Consider the following 19,250-nt stretch of genomic DNA (forward strand, 5'->3'; position numbering starts at 1 on the left):
ACGCCGCTCCCGACCTCAGAGCGACTCCTCGAACACCGCCGACAGTGGCCACCGGTCGTTGCCGGCCTGCCCCTCGAAACCGTTCATGTCGACCAGGCGCGCGAGCATCGTGTTGACGTCCACCATCGGCTGACTGATCGGGCGCGAATGGTCGTAGCGCCACCGGGTCACGATGCCGAGCTTCGTCGCGCGCGCGGCCCCGAACATCAGGTTGCGCAGGTTGCCGGGCAGCGGCCAGATCGTCGAGTCGAGGAAGGCGTCGCGGTAGGACTGGTTCACGAATGCCGCATCGACGCGGCGGAACGGCAGCCGCACCAGCGGCCACGGCTGGTTGCCCGAGCTGCGCCGCGTGACGCTCGGGTCGACCGGCGTCTCGGTCAGCCGGTCGACCGGCACCTCGTAAGCGCGCGAGATGAAGACGTCGCCGACCGACACCTGCGCCGACGCCACGGCGTTCGTGATGTCCAGGCGGATGGCCGAGACCGCTGCCGGCGACGCTCCGAAGAACGACCGCGGCAGGAGGATGGACCGGGACGCGTTGCGCGATGCCGGGCTCACCACGACCTGCGCGGCAGCGATCGACGTGCCGGGCCCGGTCAGCGTGACGGCGACCTGCGGGACGTTCACGAACGACGCGCGCACGTTGTCGATGCGGATGAGCAGATAGTCGGCTGTGGCCAGCGGGATCGACGTGCCCAGATTCATGGTGAAGCGCAGCGTCTGGCCCGTGCTCGCGGGAGTCTGGAATGCGACCGCGGTTCCAGGGCGCCCGTCGTACAGGTCGGGACCATTCGTGCCGAGCATCGCGCCCTGCTGGACGGAGACCGCCGAGATGGCGGGCATTTCGTAAGCGATGATCATCGGTCCTTGCCACCCCAGATTGTGAAGTCGACCATGCCGCCGTGCGGGTAGTAGGTGGCGTCCACGACCGCGAGCACGACGCCGTTTTCCATCCCGAAGCGGGGGTAGCGCGCGAGCACGTAGTCGCCGAAGTAGCCGATCGGGATGTTCTCGAGCGAGTCGAAGAACACCGTGCACTTCTTGAAGCGCGGCGCCGGCACGAGGGTGCTGTACGAGTACAGCGTGCGGTCGAGCATCGCGCCCGCGATCTCGATCGAATCGAACAGCGTGCCGAGCGGCGGAGCGTTGACCGCGTGCGCGTACGCCGCCGACATCGACAGGGTGCTGGTGACCTGCAGCTGGTAGTCGCGCCGGAACTGCGCGCGCGTCGCCGCCGGCACGGTGTCGAAGTCTGAAACGAAGTCGCTGTCGCCGAACTTCGACCAGTTCTTGCGCGCGCCGACCGCCGTGGTCAGGCCCGGCGCGTTGTCGGGACTGTCCTGCATGCCGAACGCCGTGTTGGTGGTGTCGAACAGCAGCGAGGTTGCGATCGCGATCGGCGGCGCGCCGGGTCGGTACCACCAGCGCGGATCGATGAACTCGCGGATGCGCACGCGGCCCTCGGCATCCGTGAACATGGCGCCGGTGATGGAGTCGAGCGGCGCGAGCGCGGCGGCCGAGAGCTGCACGTTGTTCGTCTCGCGGATGTGCAGACCGATCGGACGAGGCGTGTTGTCGATGATGCTGGTGTCGCTGGAATCCCACTCGGCAGCACTCAGGCCGCCGCGGCGCTCCAGCAGCTCGCGGTACATGTCGGTCCAGCCGATGCCATCGAGTGGCAGTGTCGCGGTGACTTGACCGAGAAGCTCGATCTTCACGTCGTAGACCTCGACGCGTCCGGGCCCGGCGCCGACGCCCGTGATCGTGCTCTGCGGCGCGCTCACGATGATGTAGAGCGGCAGCGCGGATCCCGCAGGGCACGAGAACGTGAAGGTGTAGTTCTGGAACGCGGGCGTGTTCGGCGCGCTGATCGGGCGCATGTTCGGCGTGATCGCCCCGGGCGGGAGCCGGCCGAGGTCGGTGCGCAGCATCATGCCGAACGGAACGCCGGCCGCGCCGTACGAGGATGCGCCACCCTGCGACGATGCGATCTTGAACGTGATGCGGTAGTTCTTTCCGGGCTGGAACACGTGCGCCGACGTCCGCAGGTGGACGCCCACAAAGCCGAGCTGGCCCTCGTAGAACCCGCTCGTGAACAGGCTGGCGTGGAACGGAGCCGACGCGCCGATCCGGCTGACCGTGCCGCTGCCGCCCGAAGTCCATCCGGTCGGCGGGTTCGCGGGGTTCGGCCATGCGTTGAATTCGCCCGCGCCCGCAAGCACGTCCGCGGCGCCGGGAATCACGACCTGCGAGCCGACGCTCGAGCAGTCCATGGTGAGTTTGCCGATCGGCATCGTCTCGAGCGTGATGCCGTCCAGGTCCGGAGACGGGACGTACTGCGGCGGCGTCGAGTACGGTGACAGCGGTGCGCCGCGATCGCGCACGCGGCCGATGTTCGTGAGGGGGGCGTCGTGCGCGACGAAGGTGCGCTTCGTCTGCTCGGTGAGCACCGGTTGCACGTTGCGGCATGCGCCGAGCGTGATCGGTACCGGCGTGTTCGCGACGCCGGCGTCCAGGTACGGCAGGAAGATGTCGGTCTGCAGCGGCTTCTGCAGTCGCGCGAGCGTGTCCTTCACCCGAATGCGGATGCCGTCCTCGCCGATCGACTCGACGCTGTCCAGCACACCGGTCGCCAGAGTCATCCGGTTCTTCGTCGGGTAGACCGCGAGATGGTCCGTGACGTCGAGGATCGAGATCCGCACGGTCGCATCGCGATACGCCTGGTCACAGAGGAAGTCGTACAGGCCGTCGCGGTTGTCCAGCTCGAGATTGCCGAAGCTCGTGCCCGAGGTGCGGCCGCCCCACTGCCAGACCGAGCAGGCCCGCGTGAAGCTGAAACCCTCGCCGTTCGTGATGCGCGGCGCGTAGGCGGTCGTGCTGCCGCCGTTCTGCACAAGCGCGCCACCGGAATCGACCGGGATCAGGTACGCGTTGCGCGGCGCCGCGCGGCCCTCGTACCAGCCGTCGACCACGCCGCCGCCCGTGCGCGCGATCGGACGCTTGAACTTGCGCTGGCCAAACGAACAGAAGGCGTGCAGGTCGTACGCGGCGGTCGCGCTGCCGACGGTCACGGCCGGGTAGTAGGTCGTCGCGGCGGCGAGCGCGATGGCGGTGCCGACCGCGGCGCCGTTCGCGTAGAAGCGCACGACAGGCGCCGCAGGGTTCGACGCATCGAGCACGACCGTGATCACCACGCGCTGCGCGATCGTGTCGACGGTCTGGATCGACGCGGCATTGCGATGGATCTGGCCGTCGCCGGGAAGGAGGCCGATGTTCTGCGCGCCGGTGCCGCCGGCGTACGTCGTCAGCACGGTGGTAGCCGTTGCGAGGCCGACCGCGGTCACGCTGGCCAGTGCCTGCGCGGGATCGGAGGCGTAGAACACGCACTCGAAGCCGTAGACCCCACCGTCCGCGGTGTTGCGGCCGACCGTGCCGCGCACCATACGGTTCCGGTTCGTGCTGATGGTGCTGCACGTGACGATGAGCGCGCCCTGGTCGAGCTCGAGCGCAGGGCCTTTGGCGGCATCGTTGAGCGTGGCGAAGGTGCGCGTGAACATCAGGCGATCCGGAATGCGAGGGAGCGCGTGCGGCCGTTCGCGTCGGTCTGCGTCTGCGCGGCGCTGTAGGTGCCGGTGGCCGTTCGCGAGATCTCCGGGCGCACGGTCTGGCCGGCGACAGTCGTCGTGACGAGCATGTTGATCGTGGTCGTGGTCAGGTAGTCGGTGCTCGCCACGCCGGCATACGCGAGACGCGTCTCGGAGTTCGCGATCGCCGCGCCCGTGCTGGTGTTGTAGAGCCGCGCAAGCAGCGTGCCGCCGGGGGCCGACTGCGCGACCCATGAGCGAATCGTCGCGCTGAAGAAGTACGTGCCAGCGTCGGGCAGCACGAGGCCGCAGCCGGCGTCGTACCAGGTCGAGTTCGCGGCAGCGAGCACGGCCGATGCCGCCGTCGCCTGCAGCCGCGTCGCGGTCGGGATGAACAGCGGTCCGATGGTGGCGGTGCCAATCCGAACGAACAGGCCGGCGGCCGTCGTCCAGACGTCGCCGCTGACAGGCGCGGAAGGCGCGGTGCCGGGCGGCAGCCGCAGCTGCGCACCTGCGGCGACACTACCAGGGAGGATCAGGGGCGATTCGGAGATCACGTGTGCGTCCCGCAGATGACCTTCAGGAAGTAGCGACGGCCGAGGGCGGGCGGCGCCGTGAAGGTGACGTAGATGAAGCCGTCGGCGGACGTGTTCACATCGATCATGCGCAGCACGACCGCGGGGATGCTGGTGGCGTCGTACACGACGGCGTGCGTGCGCGCCTCGACTGCGCCGGTGCCGAAGCCAGCGAACGGGTTCGCGAACGCGAACACGCTGGTGGAGCCGTCGCCGAAGAACTCGATCGACACGAGGCCGGCCGGATTCGGCGTCGGCATGTTCACGGTCAGGTAGTAGGTCTGCGTGATCACCGCCCCGGCGAGGTCGGTGAACGTGACCGAGAAGGGCTGATTCGGACCGCCAGTCGCCGCCGTGGGCCGCCCGGTGACCCATCCGGTATTCGGATCGAGCGAGAGGCCCGGGATCGATGTGATCGAAGCGTAGACGGACGTGTCCGGCACGATGGTGTAAGGCGGCTGCCCACCTGCGTGCGGAAGCTGGAACGCGAAGTCGGCACCGACCAGTGCGGGAGGAAGTACGGCCGGAGGCGCCGACATCAGCGGCGCCACGACCAGCACGAAGTCGATCGTCGCGACGCCGATGCCGTCCGTCACGGACACGCGCACGGGGTAGCTGCCCGGGACCGTCGGCAAGCCGGTGATCAGTCCGGACGCCGCGTTGATCGAGAGGCCCGGCACGCCCCAGATCGGCGTGCTCCAAGTGAGCGTGCCGGCCGCGCCCGTCGTCTGGAAGCTCGACGAATACGGGACCTGCTCTTCGCACGGCGCCAGCGTGCCGACGATGGTCAGCTGCGGCACGATGTCGAGCGCGACCACGACATCGACCGTCGCGCCGAGCGCGTCTGTGATGCGTACCGTGGCCGTTCCGTAGGTCGTGCCGTTCGGGGGCGTGCCGGTGATGTCGCCCGTCACGGGGTCGATCGTTGCCCAGCCGGGCATCGCGAGCGATGCGTAGCTGTAGCCCTCCGCGCCACCGAGTCCTCGCACGCTCGCGCGGTAGGCGACGCCCACCTTACTGCGCGTCGCCCGGATGTCGGATCGCAGGCGAGCGGCTGCCGGATCGATCTGCGGCTCGATGTCGACGAGCATCGCGAGGCGCGTCACGAGATGTGCTCCGTCGGGCGCACGCTGCGCGGCATGCTCGCGTCGCGGCCAAGCTCGCCGCGCAGAGCTGCGATGCCGGCGACGATCTGGCGCATGACATCGAGCTGCTGCTCGCCGATCCGTAGCCCAGCGCGCGCGGTGGTGTTCTGCTCGTCGATGCCGTCCTGGATGCGGACCGTCGAGTCATCTTCCACGGCCGCGTCCGCTGCGCTGTCCGCCGCCGGCTTGCGATTCGTGTCATTGCCCGTGATGGCTGCGACCAGGTCGTCGCGGGTGACGTAGAGCGCGTCGCGGATCATCTCGCCGACGTCGATGAAGCTCACGTCCATGGCTTCGGCGGTGTAGACGCCGAGCAGCTCTTCGAGGCCCTTCAACGATAGGCCCATGTCCTCGGCAAGGCGCTCGAGGTTCCAGCCCTGAGCCTCCGCGATCGCCGCGTAGGTCTCGTTGCTGGCTCCGGCGAGCTCGGCGATGTACCGCGCGGTCTGCTGCGCGATGATCGGCCGCTGCGCGGCGAGCATCTCGTCGCGCGCGGCGATCAGCTGCTCGAGCGTCCGAGTGTCGCCGCTCGCGTTCACCTGCGATCCGTTGCCGGTCGGACCCAGCGCATTCGCACCAGCGTTCGCCGTGGCCATCACCTGATCGAACAGCGCGTTGTATGCGGCGGAACTCGCATAGAGGCGGCGGCCGATCTCAAGCACCTGGTTCGGATCGACGGTCCCGGCAGCGAAGCCTTCGAGGGCGATCTGCAGCTTGCGTTCGTCGTTGAACGGGGACAGGTCGCCCAGCAGGAGCCCCATGCGCTCGCGCATCGCATCGATCGCAGCGTTGATCGCGCCGCCAGCATCCGTCGTCGTGTTCGAAAGCTCCGAGATCCGCTGGTTGAGGTAGTCGAGAGTGTCGGCGGGGTTGATGTAACCCAGCGCCTCGGCGCCGGAACGAACCTGCGCCCGGAGCGCGTCGATCATCTGCTCGATGCGTCGCGTCGCTGCACGGCGGATCGTGTCGAGATCCTTCTCGGCGGCGCCCTGCAGACCTGCAGCGCGCGCGAGCGCGTTCGCCTGAGCGATGGTCTGCATCTCCCAGGCCTCGACCTGGGCGCGTGCCGCGGCGAACCCGGTGTTGTCGCCGAGCTCGACCTCCAGGCCGCTGATCAGGCCGATGTAGTCGAGCGCGGCCTTCGCGATCGCCTCGTTGTAGGCGCGCTGGGCGTTCGTGGCCACGGCGAGAGCGTCGGCGGCTTCCAGCCACTGCACGATCTGCTCGGCCGTCATCGATGCCATGCCGCCTTCGAACGCGGTGCGCAGGTCCTGCATCGAAGTTCCGGCCTTCAGGCCAATGCCTTCGAGCGCGGCGTCGGCGCTGGCCCACTGCTCGGCCATCTGCTTCGCGGCCAGCTCCTGCTGGCTGTAGTAGTTGGACATGAACGAGCTGACGAGGGCGCCCGCGCGGTCCATGCCGCCGGCGACGTCGACCAGGTCGGTGGCGAATCTGATGAAGCCCTCGCGCGTCTTGTCGAACGTGACGCCCATCAGGCCGGCCATCTGCTCGAGGAGCTTCGTCGATCCGTAGACGCGGTTGTACGCGCTCGCGAGATCCTCCCCAGCGACGGCGAGGTCCTCGATCAGCGTGGCGGTCTGGACAAGGATGCTGTCGGCGCTCTTCGTGTCGCCAGTGGTAAGCAGGCCTTGGCCGCGACGCACGTCATCCGCGGCGGTCATGAGCATCTGCACGCCGGCGGTGAGCTCTTCGATGCTGGCGCGCCACTGCTCCGCGAACGCGCTGACACCGCGCCCCATGTCCAGAGCGTCGAGGAATGCGACGTCCTGCTCGGCCACGATGCGGCGTTGGAACGTCTCCCAGTCCTCCTCGTATTGCTTCCCGAGGATGGTGCCGATCGTCTTGGTGAGCTCGCCCTTCTTGTTGAACTCGGACCGGAACGCGGCATCGATCTTGTCGGGCGCGTTCGCGTTGAAGGTGCGCGCGAGGCGGGTCATCCGCTCCGTCACGCTGTCCCAGAACTGGGTGATGCTCTTCTGCATCTCGGCCGACAGCTCGGCGGTTTCGGTCCACTTCTTGTCGCCGACGAACCAGCCACCCTTCGCCTTGATCTGCGCCCACAGGTTACCGGTCGCGCCGTCGCCGCCGAAGTTCCAGTCGAAGCCCTGCGCGTCGTCACGGTTGCGCAGCGACGGCTTGCGATAGCCCCACGCGCGAGCGATTCCGCTCGAGCCGGACAGCGCGGCCGCGGTGCGATCGTCGAAGATCCCGCGCAGGAGCGAGTCGGTCGCCATCACGGTCCAGTCGACGAACGTGTTGCCGCCGATGCTGTTGAAGTCGCCCTGGCTACGGCCCCAGAAGTTGCCGAGTTCCTTCTGCCCGGACCAGTTCGGATCCCAGCCCTCGGCGTACCACGCGTCTCCCTTCGAGATGCCGAACAGGATCGCGCCGATGATCGGGATCCAGGAGAGCGCCGCCGCCATGGCCGAGGCGCCGCCAGCAGCGGCAGTGCCGCCTGCGGCCGCGCCCGAACCGGCGCCGATGCCGGTGACGCCAGCCGACACGCCGGTCGTCCATGCGCCCGTCGCGCTCGCGGCGGTGACCCACGGTGCCGCGGCGGTGTATGTGCCGGCGGCGAGCGCGCCAACGCCGGCCATGCCTGCACCTGCCGCGGCGGCCGTAGCCCCTCCGAACAGGCTGGTGATGTAGTTGGTCGCGGCGTTGTTGAGGTAGCTCGACATGCCGCTCGATGCGACGCTACCGACGTTGAAACCGCCCCCGCCGCCCGATCCGCCGCCCATCAGCGCGCCGAAAGCCTGCGTGGCGATGCCACCCCACGACGCCCCGGAGCCGGTCAGCATCTTGATCGCGGCGAGCTTCGCGAACTCGGCGATCATCTGCGAAACCATGTCCCGCGCCATGTCGACCATCGCGCGTCCGAAGTCGCGGACGGACCGGATGTTCCCGACCACGAAGTCGCCGATCGCGCTCGACACCTGGTCGACGGCGGTCATCCACTGGTCGACCCACTTCTGCGCGATCGCCTTCGCCGCGTCGACTGCCTTGCTCTGGTCGTAGTAGGCGCCCTCGGCCTCGCGCACCTTGGCGACGATCTCGTCGAGGTTGCCGGCCTGCTTCTTCTGCTCCTCGTCCAGGGCCTCGTAGGCCTTGACGACGCTGCGCACCGCGACCTCGATCGCCTTCTGGCGGTCGCTCAGGCCGAGCAGCGCGCGATCATCGTCGAGCTCGCGCATGTACTCGCCGAGCACGTCCGTCTGCTTGGCGATCTCGGCCGTGGTCTTGCGGAACTCGACGCCCGCGGCATTGGCCTCGGCGCCGAGGTACTCGATGATCTTGCCGGCGGACAGGTCGGCATCGGCCATCTTGGCGGACTGGCGCTGCGCCTCCAGCATGCGCTGGTTGAACTTCTCCACCGCGGCCGCCTGGGGTCCGGACTCGGCGCGGATCCTCGACATCGCCATCGCGAGGTCGTGCTGCGCATCGGCGAACTTCTTCGCCTTCTCGCTACCGTCCTCGATGATCGGCGCCGTCTCCGAAGTCGCCAGACCCATGCGCTTGATCGCCGTCGCGGCGAGCTCGTGCGCCTTGGCCTGGTAGACGCCACCAGCGACCGCAGCCGCGGCGGCCATGTTGATTTCCTTGACGGCGGCGGCGTACTCCTTCGAACCCTTCGAAGCGGCGATGTTCGCGTAGGAAACGCCATCGATCCGGTCCGTGAACGCCTTCAGCGCGTTGGAGACCGTCTCTGTCTGGATCTCGTACTCGGCGAGCTCGCCATACCCGCGTCGGATCGCCTCGACCTGGGCGTCGGCCTCCCTGTTGATCGCGGCAAGGGCCTGCTGCAGGTCGCCCGCGGCGGGAACCACGCCCTGCAGCTTCGCGCGCCAGCCGTCGATCTCGAGCGCGCCGGCGATGTTTCCTTGGCCGATCTGCACGTACCTCATGATGCCGAGGATCTTGTCGACGCCGCTCACCACCTCGCCCGCGTACACGAGGAACGAGTGCTTCACGCCCTCCCACGCGGCCATGCCGAACTGCTTCATGCGCTCCCACGCGACCGAGAGTCCTTCCATCAGCGCGATGCCAGCGAGGCGAACTTCGACGAACTCCTCGCGCAGGTAGGTTCCGATCTGCCAGCCGCTGAACGCAGCGGTCGCCGCGCCGATGGCGCCTGGCAGCAGCCCGATCTGCTTGAGGGAGGCGCCGATCCCGCTAGCCATGCCCGCACCTGCAGCGGCACCCGCAAGGCCGAGCTCGCGCGACAGTGCCGTCGAGATGGCGATCTTCTTCGTGAGCTCAGCGCACTCCCAGGCGGCGAGCGCGAAGGCGTTCACCATCTTGCCTGCGACGACGACGCCGACGATCTGGCCGAGGATGACGGTCGCCTTGCCGATGCGATCGATGTTGTCGACGAGCAGCTTCGTGCCGGACGACAGCGCGGAAAGGAACGACTTCCAGCCGTCGCTGCGGAACGCACGAAGCGTCGCGTCGGCGAGACGGTTGAGAGCGGGCAGCAGCTGTTCGGCGAGCTGATTGCCGACGCCCTGGACGACGATGCCGAGCTTCGCGACGGTGTCGTTGAACTTGGCCGCCGCCGCGCCCGCGCGGTTGCTGATGGTGGCACCGAACTCGTCCGACAGCTTGATCGCTTCGGCGACGTTGCCGTTCCAGTCGTTGAACATCGGAATCAGGTCGGTGCCCGACTTGCCGAACAATTTCACGGCGAGGGCGGTCTTCGTGATGCCGCCCTCGTAGCCCTCGAACTTCTTCGCCACGTCGTCGAACAGCGCGAAGCTGTCGCGGACCTTGCCGTTCACGTCCTTGACCTGGACGCCGATGGCAGCGAACGCATCGGCCTGAGCCTTCTGGCCACCAGCCGCGGCCGCCGCGTTCTGGGCGAGCTTCTGCATGCCCTTCGTCACGCCGTCCAGGTCGGTCGCGGCGAACTTCGAAGCCGTGGTGAGCTTCGACATCTCCTGCGTGCTGACGCCGACCTTCTGCGCCAGTTCGTCAGCGCGATCGGCGGCATCGATCGAACTCTTCACCCACGCGGCGAGCGCGCCAGCGCCGAGCGTCACGCCGACGGTTCCGGCTAGCCCGGTGAACACGCGCTTGATCTTGTCCGCCTGCTGCTGCGCGACACGTTCGGCGCGACCGAGGTCGCTCTCGAACTTGGCGATGTTCGCCATGACGTCGACGCTGAAGCTGCCGAGTGAGTTCGACATGCGTGCTCCGGAAATGAAAAACCCCGCCGAAGCGGGGTCAGTAGTTGTTGTTGAGGTCTTGGACTTGCCGGAGCTTCTCGGTCAGCTCTTGCGCGCTGACCGGCGTTCCCACGTCACCCAGTTCCTTCCACGGCGGCAGGAAGTCGTCAGCCGTGTAGGGGTCACGCCGCTTCTTCGGATCGCGATGGCAGTTCGCGAGCACCGCGGACGTCGTCGCGGACGGCAGGTGGTGCGTGTGGATGTCGTCGATCGGCGTCTCGGCGTCGTAGAGGCGCCACTTCTGCAGCTCTTCGAACGACATCGTCGCGTCCAGCTCGGCAACGGTTTTGCCGAGCCGGAGCGCGAGCGTGAACTTGAAGCGCTCTAGTCCTCTGAGTCCTTTTTTTCGCCACCCACGACAATGCCGTTCACCTCGAGCGCGATGTTCTGCAGCGAGTTGGCGAAGTCGTTGGGGAGCGCGTTGGCGTCGGCTTCCGAGCAGTCGACGTCGCCGTCTTCGCTCGGGAACGAAACGGTCGCGGCGATCAGGCGCGCGCGCAGGCTCTTGCCCTTCTTGGCGGGACCGCCGTCGTTGAAAAGCTTCTCGGCTGCGCCGGCCGTGAGCTTGCGGAAGCGGATCTTGATCGAGGTGCCGCCCTCGACTTCGACGTCACGCGTGACGCTCTGCTCGCCGAGCTTCGACGCAACGCAGCTCAGGAAGCTGGGGGCGCCGCTGATGGAATCGTTCATGGTGGTTTGCCTCGTAGATCCTGCCGACACGGCGCGAGAGCGCCACGGCAAACGGCGAGAGCGCGCCGCGCCGGCAGGAATGCCGTTGGGTGGTGGATGCCGTTGGTGTGCGCCCGGGATGGGCGCGTCAGGTGGGATGGATCAGTCGTCCCACGACGAGGTGATCTCGCCCGAGATGCGCAGCGCGGTCGTCGCGTTCACGACGGTGTTGACGCCCACGGGCATGCGGAACGACTTGACCGAGGCCAGGAACGAGAACCACTCGCGGTCGGCCGGCGGATCGAAACCATCCGAGGTGTCCAGCGTCGGCAGGTCCGTGCCCGTGCTGTCGCAGATGATGAACTCGAAGCGGGGATCGCCCTGGGCCGGCGTCATCTTGTGCGCCTTCCACATGAACTTATGGCCAAGATCGTTGCGCGCGACGTTGATCTGCAGGCTCATCTCGCCGTTGTCGGCGAGGCCGCGGACGAACTCCTTGGCCTTCGAGTCCAGGTTCGTGGTCTCGAGGTCGTCGGCCGTTCCGCCGAACTCGCCGAGGTTGGTGATGTTGCCGATCTTGCGAACGACCGGAACGGACGGGTTCGTGAGCCTGTCGCGCACGAACAGCTCGAAGCCCTGGGCAAGGGTCTCGTTTGCCATGGTGAATACCTCAAGGGTTGGGGGATCGGCACGAACCCGCGCAGGGCGGAAACAAAAAGCCCGCCTCGAGGGCGGGTCCGGTTCCTTTCGCCAGCCGTGCCGGGCTGGGTTCGGGAATCGATCAGGTGCGGCGGACCCAGAAGCTCCAGTCGAAGCTGTAAAGCCACAGGCCCGTCGCCGGGTCTTTCGTGAACTGGTTGAAGCTGACGCACACGGCGTGCGGATCGAGACCGCGGCGCACGTGATCGGCCAGCGCCTTCACCCCGGGCGACGTGTCGGACACGCAGTCGATCTGCGTGCGGATGTTGTCGATCGCGGGCGGCTCGCCGATGTAGTTCTCCGGCGTGCCGAAGATCAGGTTCCACACGATGTAGTCGCGGGGCGTCTTGTCCGGTGCGACCGACTCGAAGATCCGGACCGGGTTGGATCCGACGAGCGCCGCGACGGGCGCGTACGCCGACAGGATCGGGAACACGGGAGGGATCACCGGCCACCTCGATTGAGCTTGCGGACAGCGCGCGCGATCGCTGCCGATAATTCCGTGCGGAACATCTCCGGCATGCGCGGCTTCGTCTCTTCGAACGCAGGCCGCATGAACGGGTGCGGCGGCGCGTTGATGGTCCCGAACTCGAGGAACTTGGCGTAGAAGAGCCGGCCGTGGTCCTTGTACTCGGCGCCCACGCGGGCCTTTCTGCGGTTCTTCTTGTTGTCGCGGTACGCCTTCGCCTTGAACCTGACGGTGACGTGCACGACCTCGGTCATGCCGACCTTCTGCGGCGCGCGGTCGCGCGTGACGATGATGTTCTCGCGCAGCGTCCCCGTGTCGACGGGCACGCGCTGCTGCGCGGCTTTCTGGATCTCGCCGCCCATCTTCCGAAGCGCCGACAGCAGGGGGCCACCGTTCTTTCCGGCAATCTCCTTCGGCAGCGCGCGCAGCCGCGCGCCGAGCTCTTTGAGCCCGTGGACCTGGACGGTGCTGGCCATCAGGTTCCCGCGATGACGATCTGCGCCGCGATGCCGCGACCCTGCCAGTACGGCGCGGACAGCGTCGCGTCGATGTCGATGTCGCCGGTTGCAGTCGAGTCCACGAGTGCGAGCGATGCCACGGCGCCGTGCATGTACGCTGTGCCGCCAGGAATCACGCCGGACGTGTCAACGAGCGCGTCGCCTTGCTCGAAGGCGAAGCTCGGCGCGTTGCCGCCCACGTTGACGATTCCGATCACGAACGCGACACCTCCGACCGCACCGTCCGCGCTGGGCGCGACCAGAGATACCGCGCCGGACGTGGTCACATCCTGGACGGCGACGACGGCATCGACCGCAGCACCACCGCCATCGCACACCGCCGCCAGAGCGATGCAGCGGGTGAACGTGGAGTAGGTGCCAGAGACCGCGCCGGCGGTGATGTCGTCCTCGGTCAGCACGACGCGCGCGATCGCCATGCGCACGACGTGCTCGCCCGCGGTCGTGCCGAACGTGCCGAGGAAGTCGGCGCCGTCGGAGAGGAACACGATGCCGGCGCCGAGCGCGTCTGTCGCGACAGCGACGACGGCGACGTCGCCCACGGCCGCACCGTCCACGAGCGGAACCGACCAGGCGTTGTCGCCAGCATTCTGGTAGCTGGCGAGGGCGCCGCGCACGACGAGCGAGGGCGGGGATCCCGACGGCCACACCTGCGTACTGCCCGCGTAAACGCGCGACACGACGCTCGAGCCTAGCCGGATCGCAGCGGCGGTGTTGATCAGAGCCATCAGCCGACGATCACGTACAGGGTGCCGGCGTCTGGCGGGCTCAGCGCGTCATACGCTGACTGTGTGATCTGCGTCCAAGGTCCCGCCGGTCCGGTGGGACCAGTAGGGCCCGGCACCGTCGAAGCAGCGCCCGTCGGACCGGTCGGGCCCGGGACATTCGATGCGGCGCCCGTGGGGCCGGTGGGGCCGGGAACGTTGGAAGCTGCCCCCGTGGGTCCCGTCGCGCCGGCATCTCCAGCCGGCCCGGTCGGACCCGTGGGTCCAGCGACTGCGGAAGCCGCACCAGTCGGGCCTGTGGGCCCCGTGGCGCCGGTCGCGCCCGTGACACCAACGCCGGCCGGCCCGGTGGCTCCCTGAGCGCCTGTGGCTCCCGTGGGACCTGTCGCACCGGCGGTGATCCCGAGGGCCGCACGCATCTGCGCCTGCTGGCCGAGGGTTGGCGGCGTGCCGACCGGGGCATCGCCGAGGTCAATTGCCATTGAAGGTCACTCCCTCGCCGTTGAAGGCGAGCTGGTCGCCGTTGAAGGTCAACGCGCCGCCGGTGGGCGGCGGCGCATATTCGATGGCCGGGGCAGGCACGCCGGCTTCGCACATCAGCGTCATGTGCCGCCGGAACGACGGGTCGGGCAGCACGGCAAGGATGTTGTGCACCACGCCGAGGTGCCGGATGCGCATGTTCGGGATCACGCCGGCATCCAGTCGGATGGTGATGCGCGTCGTCACGCCGGCCTGCTCGGCCTGGGCGGCGATGAACTCGCGCCCGGACAGCGGCACCACGTCGGCCGGCACGCGGCGGGCGTAGCTGGCCCACGTGTCCGTGAGCGAGCCGGATGCGTCCTGCACGCGCGCCGGCATCTCGATGTCGACGCGGTGGCGAAGCCGCTGGGTCAGCATCACACGCCCATTCGGCAGCGGTACGGGCGCAGCATCGACCACGCGACGTTGCGCATGGCGTCCATCTCGGCCGCCGTGCCGCCCTCGTAGGCGGCTTGAACGAGCACGCAGATGCCGTTGCGCACGATCGGCGCGACGTCGGTCGCGTCGGACACAGGGTCTTCGCCGGACACCGGTCCACAGTCCCGGCACTTCGCCGCAGCGCGCGGCAGCGCGGCGAGCTCGAGGTAACGAAGCGCCTCGTCCTCGGCGGCATCGATGAGGTCGCGCAGCAGCGCGTCGTCTTCATCGTGCGTCGCGCGCAGCCACGCCTTCACCTGGTCGAGCGTCACGACGCTCATGCAGCGGACTCCATGGCGGCACGCTCGGCGCGCCAGGTGTCGGCGTGCGGGGCGTTGCGGTAGTGGTGGAAAGCGGGGATGCCGGCGGTCCAGTGCAGAATCTTGGCGTTCGTGTCGTCCTGCCCTTCGTCGACCAGCACGTTCCACTCTCGAGGAAGCTCGCCGATGACCTGATCCTCGCCTGCCGCATCCCACAGGACCATCATCAGCCATGCGACGACGCTTTCCTTCGCGAGCACCTCGGGCCGCGCGTCCTTCCAAACTGGGTGCCCGCAGTTGATCAGCATGAGGCTCGCCCAGTTCTTCCGGGCATAGCTCCGGTTCTCGGCCTCCATCGGCGTGCCGACGTACTTGCGCGGGTGTCGGGTCTGATACTTCGGGTGTTGGACAACCTGCACGGCGAGTCTCGGATCAAACAGGGCGTCGAGGTTCGCGATGTCGTCGAGCATCACCATGTCGGACGCGTCGGCGAAGATCGCGCGACCGCGATACCCGCACAGCCACGGGACGAGGAACCTGGACATCGTGAAGGCGTTGGTCCCCTGCGGCAGGCCCATGGAGGCGAGGGGCGTGATCGCCACGGGCACCGACGCGCGCGATATGACCGAGTGCGCGAAGACGTGAAAGCCGATCGCCTCGCGCGGGTCGTAGCCGCAGAACAGGTTGATCACTGCAGGCATCCCTTGATGAAGGCCCAGGCTTCCGCAGCCTCGGGCGGCGACCACTGCCACCACGCGAGGCTGCGCAGGAATTCGAGCCGCTGCTCGCGCGACGGCTGGGGGTTGTCGCGGTAGAGCGTGAGCGCTGCGCCATCGCTGCAGCGCACCGGCACGCCGGCGATGCACGCGTCGACCGCGACGTTCGAGTGCGCGCACACGACCAGCGACGCGCCGTGAAGCACGTGCTCGATCGGTCCGCGAGCTGTTGGGCACCCGTCGAGCGGCGATTCCTCGCGCTTCGGGCGGTAGACGATTCGTCGGTTCGGGAACTCGCGGCGCAGCTTCCGGATCGCGCCGAGCTCCCACGCGCGCGCCGAGATCCCGAGCATGCGGCGCTGCTTCTTCCCCATGCCGACCAGGACGATCGGACCGGTCGGGTCGAAGTCCTCGCGCAGCTCGATGCCCTCGCGGTCGAAGCGCCAGCCCGGCGCGGGCGTGATCCATCCGTGCGGATGGTCGGCGTCGATCGTAAGCCGCATGCCAAATGCATCGGGAACCTCGCGGTTCCAGTAGCCGAGGTCCCAGCCGATCAGCCGGCCGCCTGCCCGGACGTGCGCGACGTTGGCGGCGCGGCGCTCCGGATGGCCCAGCCCATACGTCATGAGCCACGGCGCCTGCTGCCGGCGTCGGTCCGTTACGGTCACGCGCACGCCTGCCTCGTCCGCCGCCGCGACCATGGCGCGCAGCATCTTCTCGCCGCGCAGCGCCGTGCGCGGCGCGATCACGACCTCACAGTCCACGGAGCCACGCCTCGAGGTCGCGCGCGGCGCGTTCGACGGAATAGGCCGCCTGGATGAAGCGGTCGTGCACCTGCTCGCGCGTGGTCATGGCGTCGAGCCAGTCGAAGCAGACGCGCAGCTCCGCGGCGTTCTCGGCCCAGTATTCCGCGCCGGTCGCGGTCTCGACGTAGCCCCGCTCGGCTTGGCCGATGAAGGGCGTGCCGCTCGCGTGCGCGTTGGCGAGCTTCACGTTCGATTTCCAGTGTCGCTGCGCGTAGCCGGTCCACGGCGCGCCGCGCAGTGCGACGACGATGTCGACGTCGGACAGGCTCGCCGGATTCAGCGCGAGCGACCAGCCGCGATCCCGGCACTGGTCGCGCAGGGTGCTTTCCCAGCCGCCGAGGTAGTGCGCCGCTCCCTCGTACCCGACGACGGCGACACGCTCGCGGATCGGGTTCGACGCGATGCCCGGCCGGTGGTGATGCGGCAGCACGATCCCGGGCGTGCGTCCCGTGTCGCAGTCCTCGCGCATCCGCTGGGTCGGCCAGATGATGGCGTCCGGCGAGAGCTCCGCGAGGCGGCGCTGCATCCATCGGATCGCCTCGTCGCGTGACCACCCCGAGGCCTCGGGCTGCGGGTATGCGTCGACGACGTCGTAAACCCAAGGCTTCCCGGAAGCGTTGATGGTCGCGAGCAGCGACTCCGGGACGCGCTTGACCGCGATCGCGATGTCGCAGTGCACGAGGTCCATCCGCGTCGCAGCGGGCTTCACCTGCGCGCCGAGCGCGGCACCCAGCTGCTCGCCACGCACGGTCCAGCTACCGGCACCGCCGCGGCCGGTGACGAGGATCTTCACGCGTCGGCGCCGCCGGCGTCGCCGCCACCGAATGCGGCGCGATGCTCGTCGTCGACCTGGCGGGAGGTGCGGCGCGGGCGTGCAGCGCGCGTCGGCGTGTACGGCTTGCGCGTGCCGAACGCGACCGTCTCGGTGCGCGCGAAATACGGATGCGCGCCGACTTTCGTGCTGCCGAACTTCGGCCCCTCGGTCAGCCCGTGCGACGCGAGCATCACGGCCGTCCACTCGATCTCGGGGAACAGCGCGCGAACGCCCTCCGGCGTCAGGCGCCAGTAGTCGTTCGGGTAGCCGTGGATGCGCCACACGAACGGCACGGACACGAACAAGGTCGCGCCCGGCGCCATGAGGCGTTCGATGTTCGCCGCGAGCAGCCACGGCCGGCGCGAGTGCTCGAGCACGGACATGCACTCGACGTGATCGAACAGGCCGAGGTCGTCGGGCAGCGATTCTTCGAGGTCGAGCACGCGGTCGACGCCGGGGCCGGCCAGCATGTCGATGCCGACGACATCCGGATACCGCGCGCGGCGGTCCTCCTTGTCGCCGTAGACCTGCGAGCCGACGATCAGGGTGCGGCCGGCGCGCGGCGTGACGACGCGCTGCTCGAATTCCTCAAGCGAGGAGGCGGGCAAACGGGGTGCCTTGCTCGATTTCATGGAGTCTCCATTGCGCGTAGGCCAGCCGGCGGAACATCGCCAGCCGGCCGGCGTCGGTGTTGTCTTGCTCGCCGATCCAGTTCGGCATGTGCGACTCGACATGGATGCCCCACATCAGCGCCTTTACCGCGGCACCGCTGCCCCACGTCACGACGCGCGCGGCGCGTGCGAGGTCCACGTCGAGGGGCGTGCAGTGAAACTGCCCGGGATGGCGACGCACGCGGCCCTGCTGCTTCTCGGGCCAGTCGTGCGGCATCGCGGATCCCGGAGCGCCGATGCCGCGCTGCGGAAGCACGACCGTCTCGCCCTCGGTGCGCCACGGCGCGAGTTCGACGCCGAGGTCATCCCAGCGCGACGCGTCGCCGACCGGGAACATCCCGGCCGTGTTGTGGCGCGAGCGCGCGAGCGTGTACCAGTGCCCGCCGAGGAAGTCGTTCCCCCACGTGGCGTTCTCCGCGACTATCACCGGCAGGCCCGCGGCTTCGAACCGCTGCGCGCAGTACCGGCCGTCCCGGATCAGATTCCACGTGACGAAGATGTCACCCGGCTTCGGCCGGCTCGGCATCTCGTCGAACACCGAGTAGCCCAGCCGCTCGAGGCCTCGCTCGAACGCGCGCCGCCGCTCCGGGACGTTGTGCCGGAGGTTTAGAAAGGCACGCATCCAGGTCCCTCCGAGGGAAGCATTCCAGCGCCGTCGCGCGCGTCGCGTTGACGATCTCGACGCCGACGGGCAGCTCGGCCGCCAGCTGCGCGAACCGCGTGCACCACGTGCGCAGCTTGTCCGCGTCGGGGTTGCCGAGCCCGGCGCGGTGGTCGCCGTGGTGGTGCGTGCGCCCGCCGGTGAGCTGCATGTCGTAGCCGAGCAGCACGATCCGCGAGGCACCGAAGTGCAGCGCCAGACTTGCGGCAGCGAAGCCGCTGTTGCCGCCGTGACGGATGCGTCCGGGCGCCGTGGCCACGCCGCCGCCGTCCTCCGTCGCGATGGCGTTGAGGCTGAAGACCTTCGCGGCGTAGCCGCTGGCGGTCCAAAGCTCCATGCCTGGGGGAACGGTGGATCCGTACTCGCGCCACCACTTCCAGTCCATGGCGAACATCGCGTCCGCGAACGGCGCGCTGCTAGCCGATGAGCAGACCGCGATTACTCGCCGGCCGGCTCCTTCTTCGCGCCAGCGCGCGACGCGCCGGCAGTCTTCCGCGGTGAGGCTCGGCCCGCTCGCGATGCAGACGACGACGTCGCCGCGCCAGCGGTCCCGGTAGGGTTTGCCTTGTTGTCGCCCGGGGGCGCCATCTTGTTCTCGTGCGGGCCATTGATCTTGGCCAGCCCCTTGCGCACCAGCTGCTCGGCTTCGCGCTCCGGGACGCTGAACGAGTCGCCGGGCCGGTGGCTGTTGCACGGTTCGATCGCGATCATCGTGACGTGGGTCATCGTGGCTCTCCT

21 protein-coding genes are annotated in these 19,250 nt (G+C 68.6%); all 21 read right to left on the reverse strand.

The window, feature by feature from the left end; translation table 11 throughout:
• Positions 1-15: 15 nt before the first annotated feature.
• Positions 16-861, reverse strand: coding sequence for a hypothetical protein (locus tag ACQQ2N_RS12065; RefSeq protein WP_440221824.1), 846 nt, complete (start codon positions 859-861; stop codon positions 16-18).
• On the reverse strand, positions 858-3,557 hold the full coding sequence (locus ACQQ2N_RS12070) for a hypothetical protein (RefSeq protein WP_440221825.1): 2,700 nt from the start codon (positions 3,555-3,557) through the stop codon (positions 858-860). Before ACQQ2N_RS12070 ends, ACQQ2N_RS12065 begins: the two co-directional genes overlap by 4 nt.
• Complete coding sequence (locus ACQQ2N_RS12075) at positions 3,557-4,141, reverse strand: hypothetical protein (RefSeq protein WP_440221826.1); 585 nt, start codon at positions 4,139-4,141, stop codon at positions 3,557-3,559. The genes ACQQ2N_RS12070 and ACQQ2N_RS12075 overlap by 1 nt, the downstream gene beginning before the upstream one ends.
• On the reverse strand, positions 4,138-5,265 hold the full coding sequence (locus ACQQ2N_RS12080) for a putative Ig domain-containing protein (protein ID WP_440221827.1): 1,128 nt from the start codon (positions 5,263-5,265) through the stop codon (positions 4,138-4,140). The genes ACQQ2N_RS12075 and ACQQ2N_RS12080 overlap by 4 nt, the downstream gene beginning before the upstream one ends.
• Positions 5,262-10,511 carry a hypothetical protein gene (locus ACQQ2N_RS12085; RefSeq protein WP_440221828.1) on the reverse strand — a complete coding sequence of 1,750 codons (5,250 nt, stop codon included), beginning with the start codon at positions 10,509-10,511 and terminating at the stop codon, positions 5,262-5,264. The genes ACQQ2N_RS12080 and ACQQ2N_RS12085 overlap by 4 nt, the downstream gene beginning before the upstream one ends.
• Positions 10,512-10,548: 37 nt before the next feature.
• Positions 10,549-10,812, reverse strand: coding sequence for a phage tail assembly protein T (locus ACQQ2N_RS12090; RefSeq protein ID WP_440221829.1), 264 nt, complete (start codon positions 10,810-10,812; stop codon positions 10,549-10,551).
• 62 nt (positions 10,813-10,874) lie between these two features.
• The gene (locus ACQQ2N_RS12095) at positions 10,875-11,240 is read right to left on the reverse strand and encodes a hypothetical protein (RefSeq protein ID WP_440221830.1); all 366 of its coding nucleotides are present in this window, start codon (positions 11,238-11,240) and stop codon (positions 10,875-10,877) included.
• Positions 11,241-11,381: 141 nt separating this feature from the next.
• Complete coding sequence (locus tag ACQQ2N_RS12100; RefSeq protein WP_440221831.1) at positions 11,382-11,879, reverse strand: phage tail tube protein; 498 nt, start codon at positions 11,877-11,879, stop codon at positions 11,382-11,384.
• 121 nt (positions 11,880-12,000) lie between these two features.
• Positions 12,001-12,366 carry a tail completion protein gp17 gene (gene gp17, locus ACQQ2N_RS12105; RefSeq protein WP_440221832.1) on the reverse strand — a complete coding sequence of 122 codons (366 nt, stop codon included), beginning with the start codon at positions 12,364-12,366 and terminating at the stop codon, positions 12,001-12,003.
• A complete protein-coding gene (locus ACQQ2N_RS12110; protein WP_440221833.1) occupies positions 12,363-12,863 on the reverse strand; it encodes an HK97-gp10 family putative phage morphogenesis protein in 501 nt (166 codons plus the stop codon). Before ACQQ2N_RS12110 ends, gp17 begins: the two co-directional genes overlap by 4 nt.
• Positions 12,863-13,630 (reverse strand): hypothetical protein, encoded by a 768-nt coding sequence (locus ACQQ2N_RS12115; protein WP_440221834.1) that lies wholly within the window; start codon positions 13,628-13,630, stop codon positions 12,863-12,865. The genes ACQQ2N_RS12110 and ACQQ2N_RS12115 overlap by 1 nt, the downstream gene beginning before the upstream one ends.
• Positions 13,630-14,109 (reverse strand): phage upper tail fiber protein, encoded by a 480-nt coding sequence (locus ACQQ2N_RS12120; RefSeq protein WP_440221835.1) that lies wholly within the window; start codon positions 14,107-14,109, stop codon positions 13,630-13,632. Before ACQQ2N_RS12120 ends, ACQQ2N_RS12115 begins: the two co-directional genes overlap by 1 nt.
• On the reverse strand, positions 14,099-14,524 hold the full coding sequence (locus tag ACQQ2N_RS12125; protein ID WP_440225753.1) for a phage head closure protein: 426 nt from the start codon (positions 14,522-14,524) through the stop codon (positions 14,099-14,101). The genes ACQQ2N_RS12120 and ACQQ2N_RS12125 overlap by 11 nt, the downstream gene beginning before the upstream one ends.
• Positions 14,524-14,865, reverse strand: a complete 342-nt coding sequence (locus tag ACQQ2N_RS12130) for a head-tail connector protein (protein WP_440221836.1) — start codon at positions 14,863-14,865, stop codon at positions 14,524-14,526. Before ACQQ2N_RS12130 ends, ACQQ2N_RS12125 begins: the two co-directional genes overlap by 1 nt.
• Positions 14,862-15,536, reverse strand: coding sequence for a hypothetical protein (locus ACQQ2N_RS12135; protein ID WP_440221837.1), 675 nt, complete (start codon positions 15,534-15,536; stop codon positions 14,862-14,864). The genes ACQQ2N_RS12130 and ACQQ2N_RS12135 overlap by 4 nt, the downstream gene beginning before the upstream one ends.
• Entirely contained in the window at positions 15,533-16,324 is a 792-nt protein-coding gene (locus tag ACQQ2N_RS12140; RefSeq protein WP_440221838.1) for a hypothetical protein, read from the reverse strand. Before ACQQ2N_RS12140 ends, ACQQ2N_RS12135 begins: the two co-directional genes overlap by 4 nt.
• The gene (locus ACQQ2N_RS12145) at positions 16,314-17,159 is read right to left on the reverse strand and encodes a hypothetical protein (RefSeq protein WP_440221839.1); all 846 of its coding nucleotides are present in this window, start codon (positions 17,157-17,159) and stop codon (positions 16,314-16,316) included. Before ACQQ2N_RS12145 ends, ACQQ2N_RS12140 begins: the two co-directional genes overlap by 11 nt.
• Positions 17,156-17,812 (reverse strand): class I SAM-dependent methyltransferase, encoded by a 657-nt coding sequence (locus tag ACQQ2N_RS12150; RefSeq protein WP_440221840.1) that lies wholly within the window; start codon positions 17,810-17,812, stop codon positions 17,156-17,158. Before ACQQ2N_RS12150 ends, ACQQ2N_RS12145 begins: the two co-directional genes overlap by 4 nt.
• Positions 17,769-18,389: a hypothetical protein gene (locus ACQQ2N_RS12155; protein WP_440221841.1), complete on the reverse strand. Its 621-nt coding sequence runs from the start codon at positions 18,387-18,389 to the stop codon at positions 17,769-17,771. Before ACQQ2N_RS12155 ends, ACQQ2N_RS12150 begins: the two co-directional genes overlap by 44 nt.
• Positions 18,352-18,897, reverse strand: a complete 546-nt coding sequence (locus ACQQ2N_RS12160; protein WP_440221842.1) for a hypothetical protein — start codon at positions 18,895-18,897, stop codon at positions 18,352-18,354. The genes ACQQ2N_RS12155 and ACQQ2N_RS12160 overlap by 38 nt, the downstream gene beginning before the upstream one ends.
• Before the next feature lie 53 nt (positions 18,898-18,950).
• Complete coding sequence (locus ACQQ2N_RS12165; protein ID WP_440221843.1) at positions 18,951-19,238, reverse strand: hypothetical protein; 288 nt, start codon at positions 19,236-19,238, stop codon at positions 18,951-18,953.
• Positions 19,239-19,250: the final 12 nt, after the last annotated feature.

Origin of the sequence: Dokdonella aquatica (assembly GCF_051987395.1) — a bacterium.
In the GTDB taxonomy this organism is placed as follows: domain Bacteria; phylum Pseudomonadota; class Gammaproteobacteria; order Xanthomonadales; family Rhodanobacteraceae; genus Dokdonella.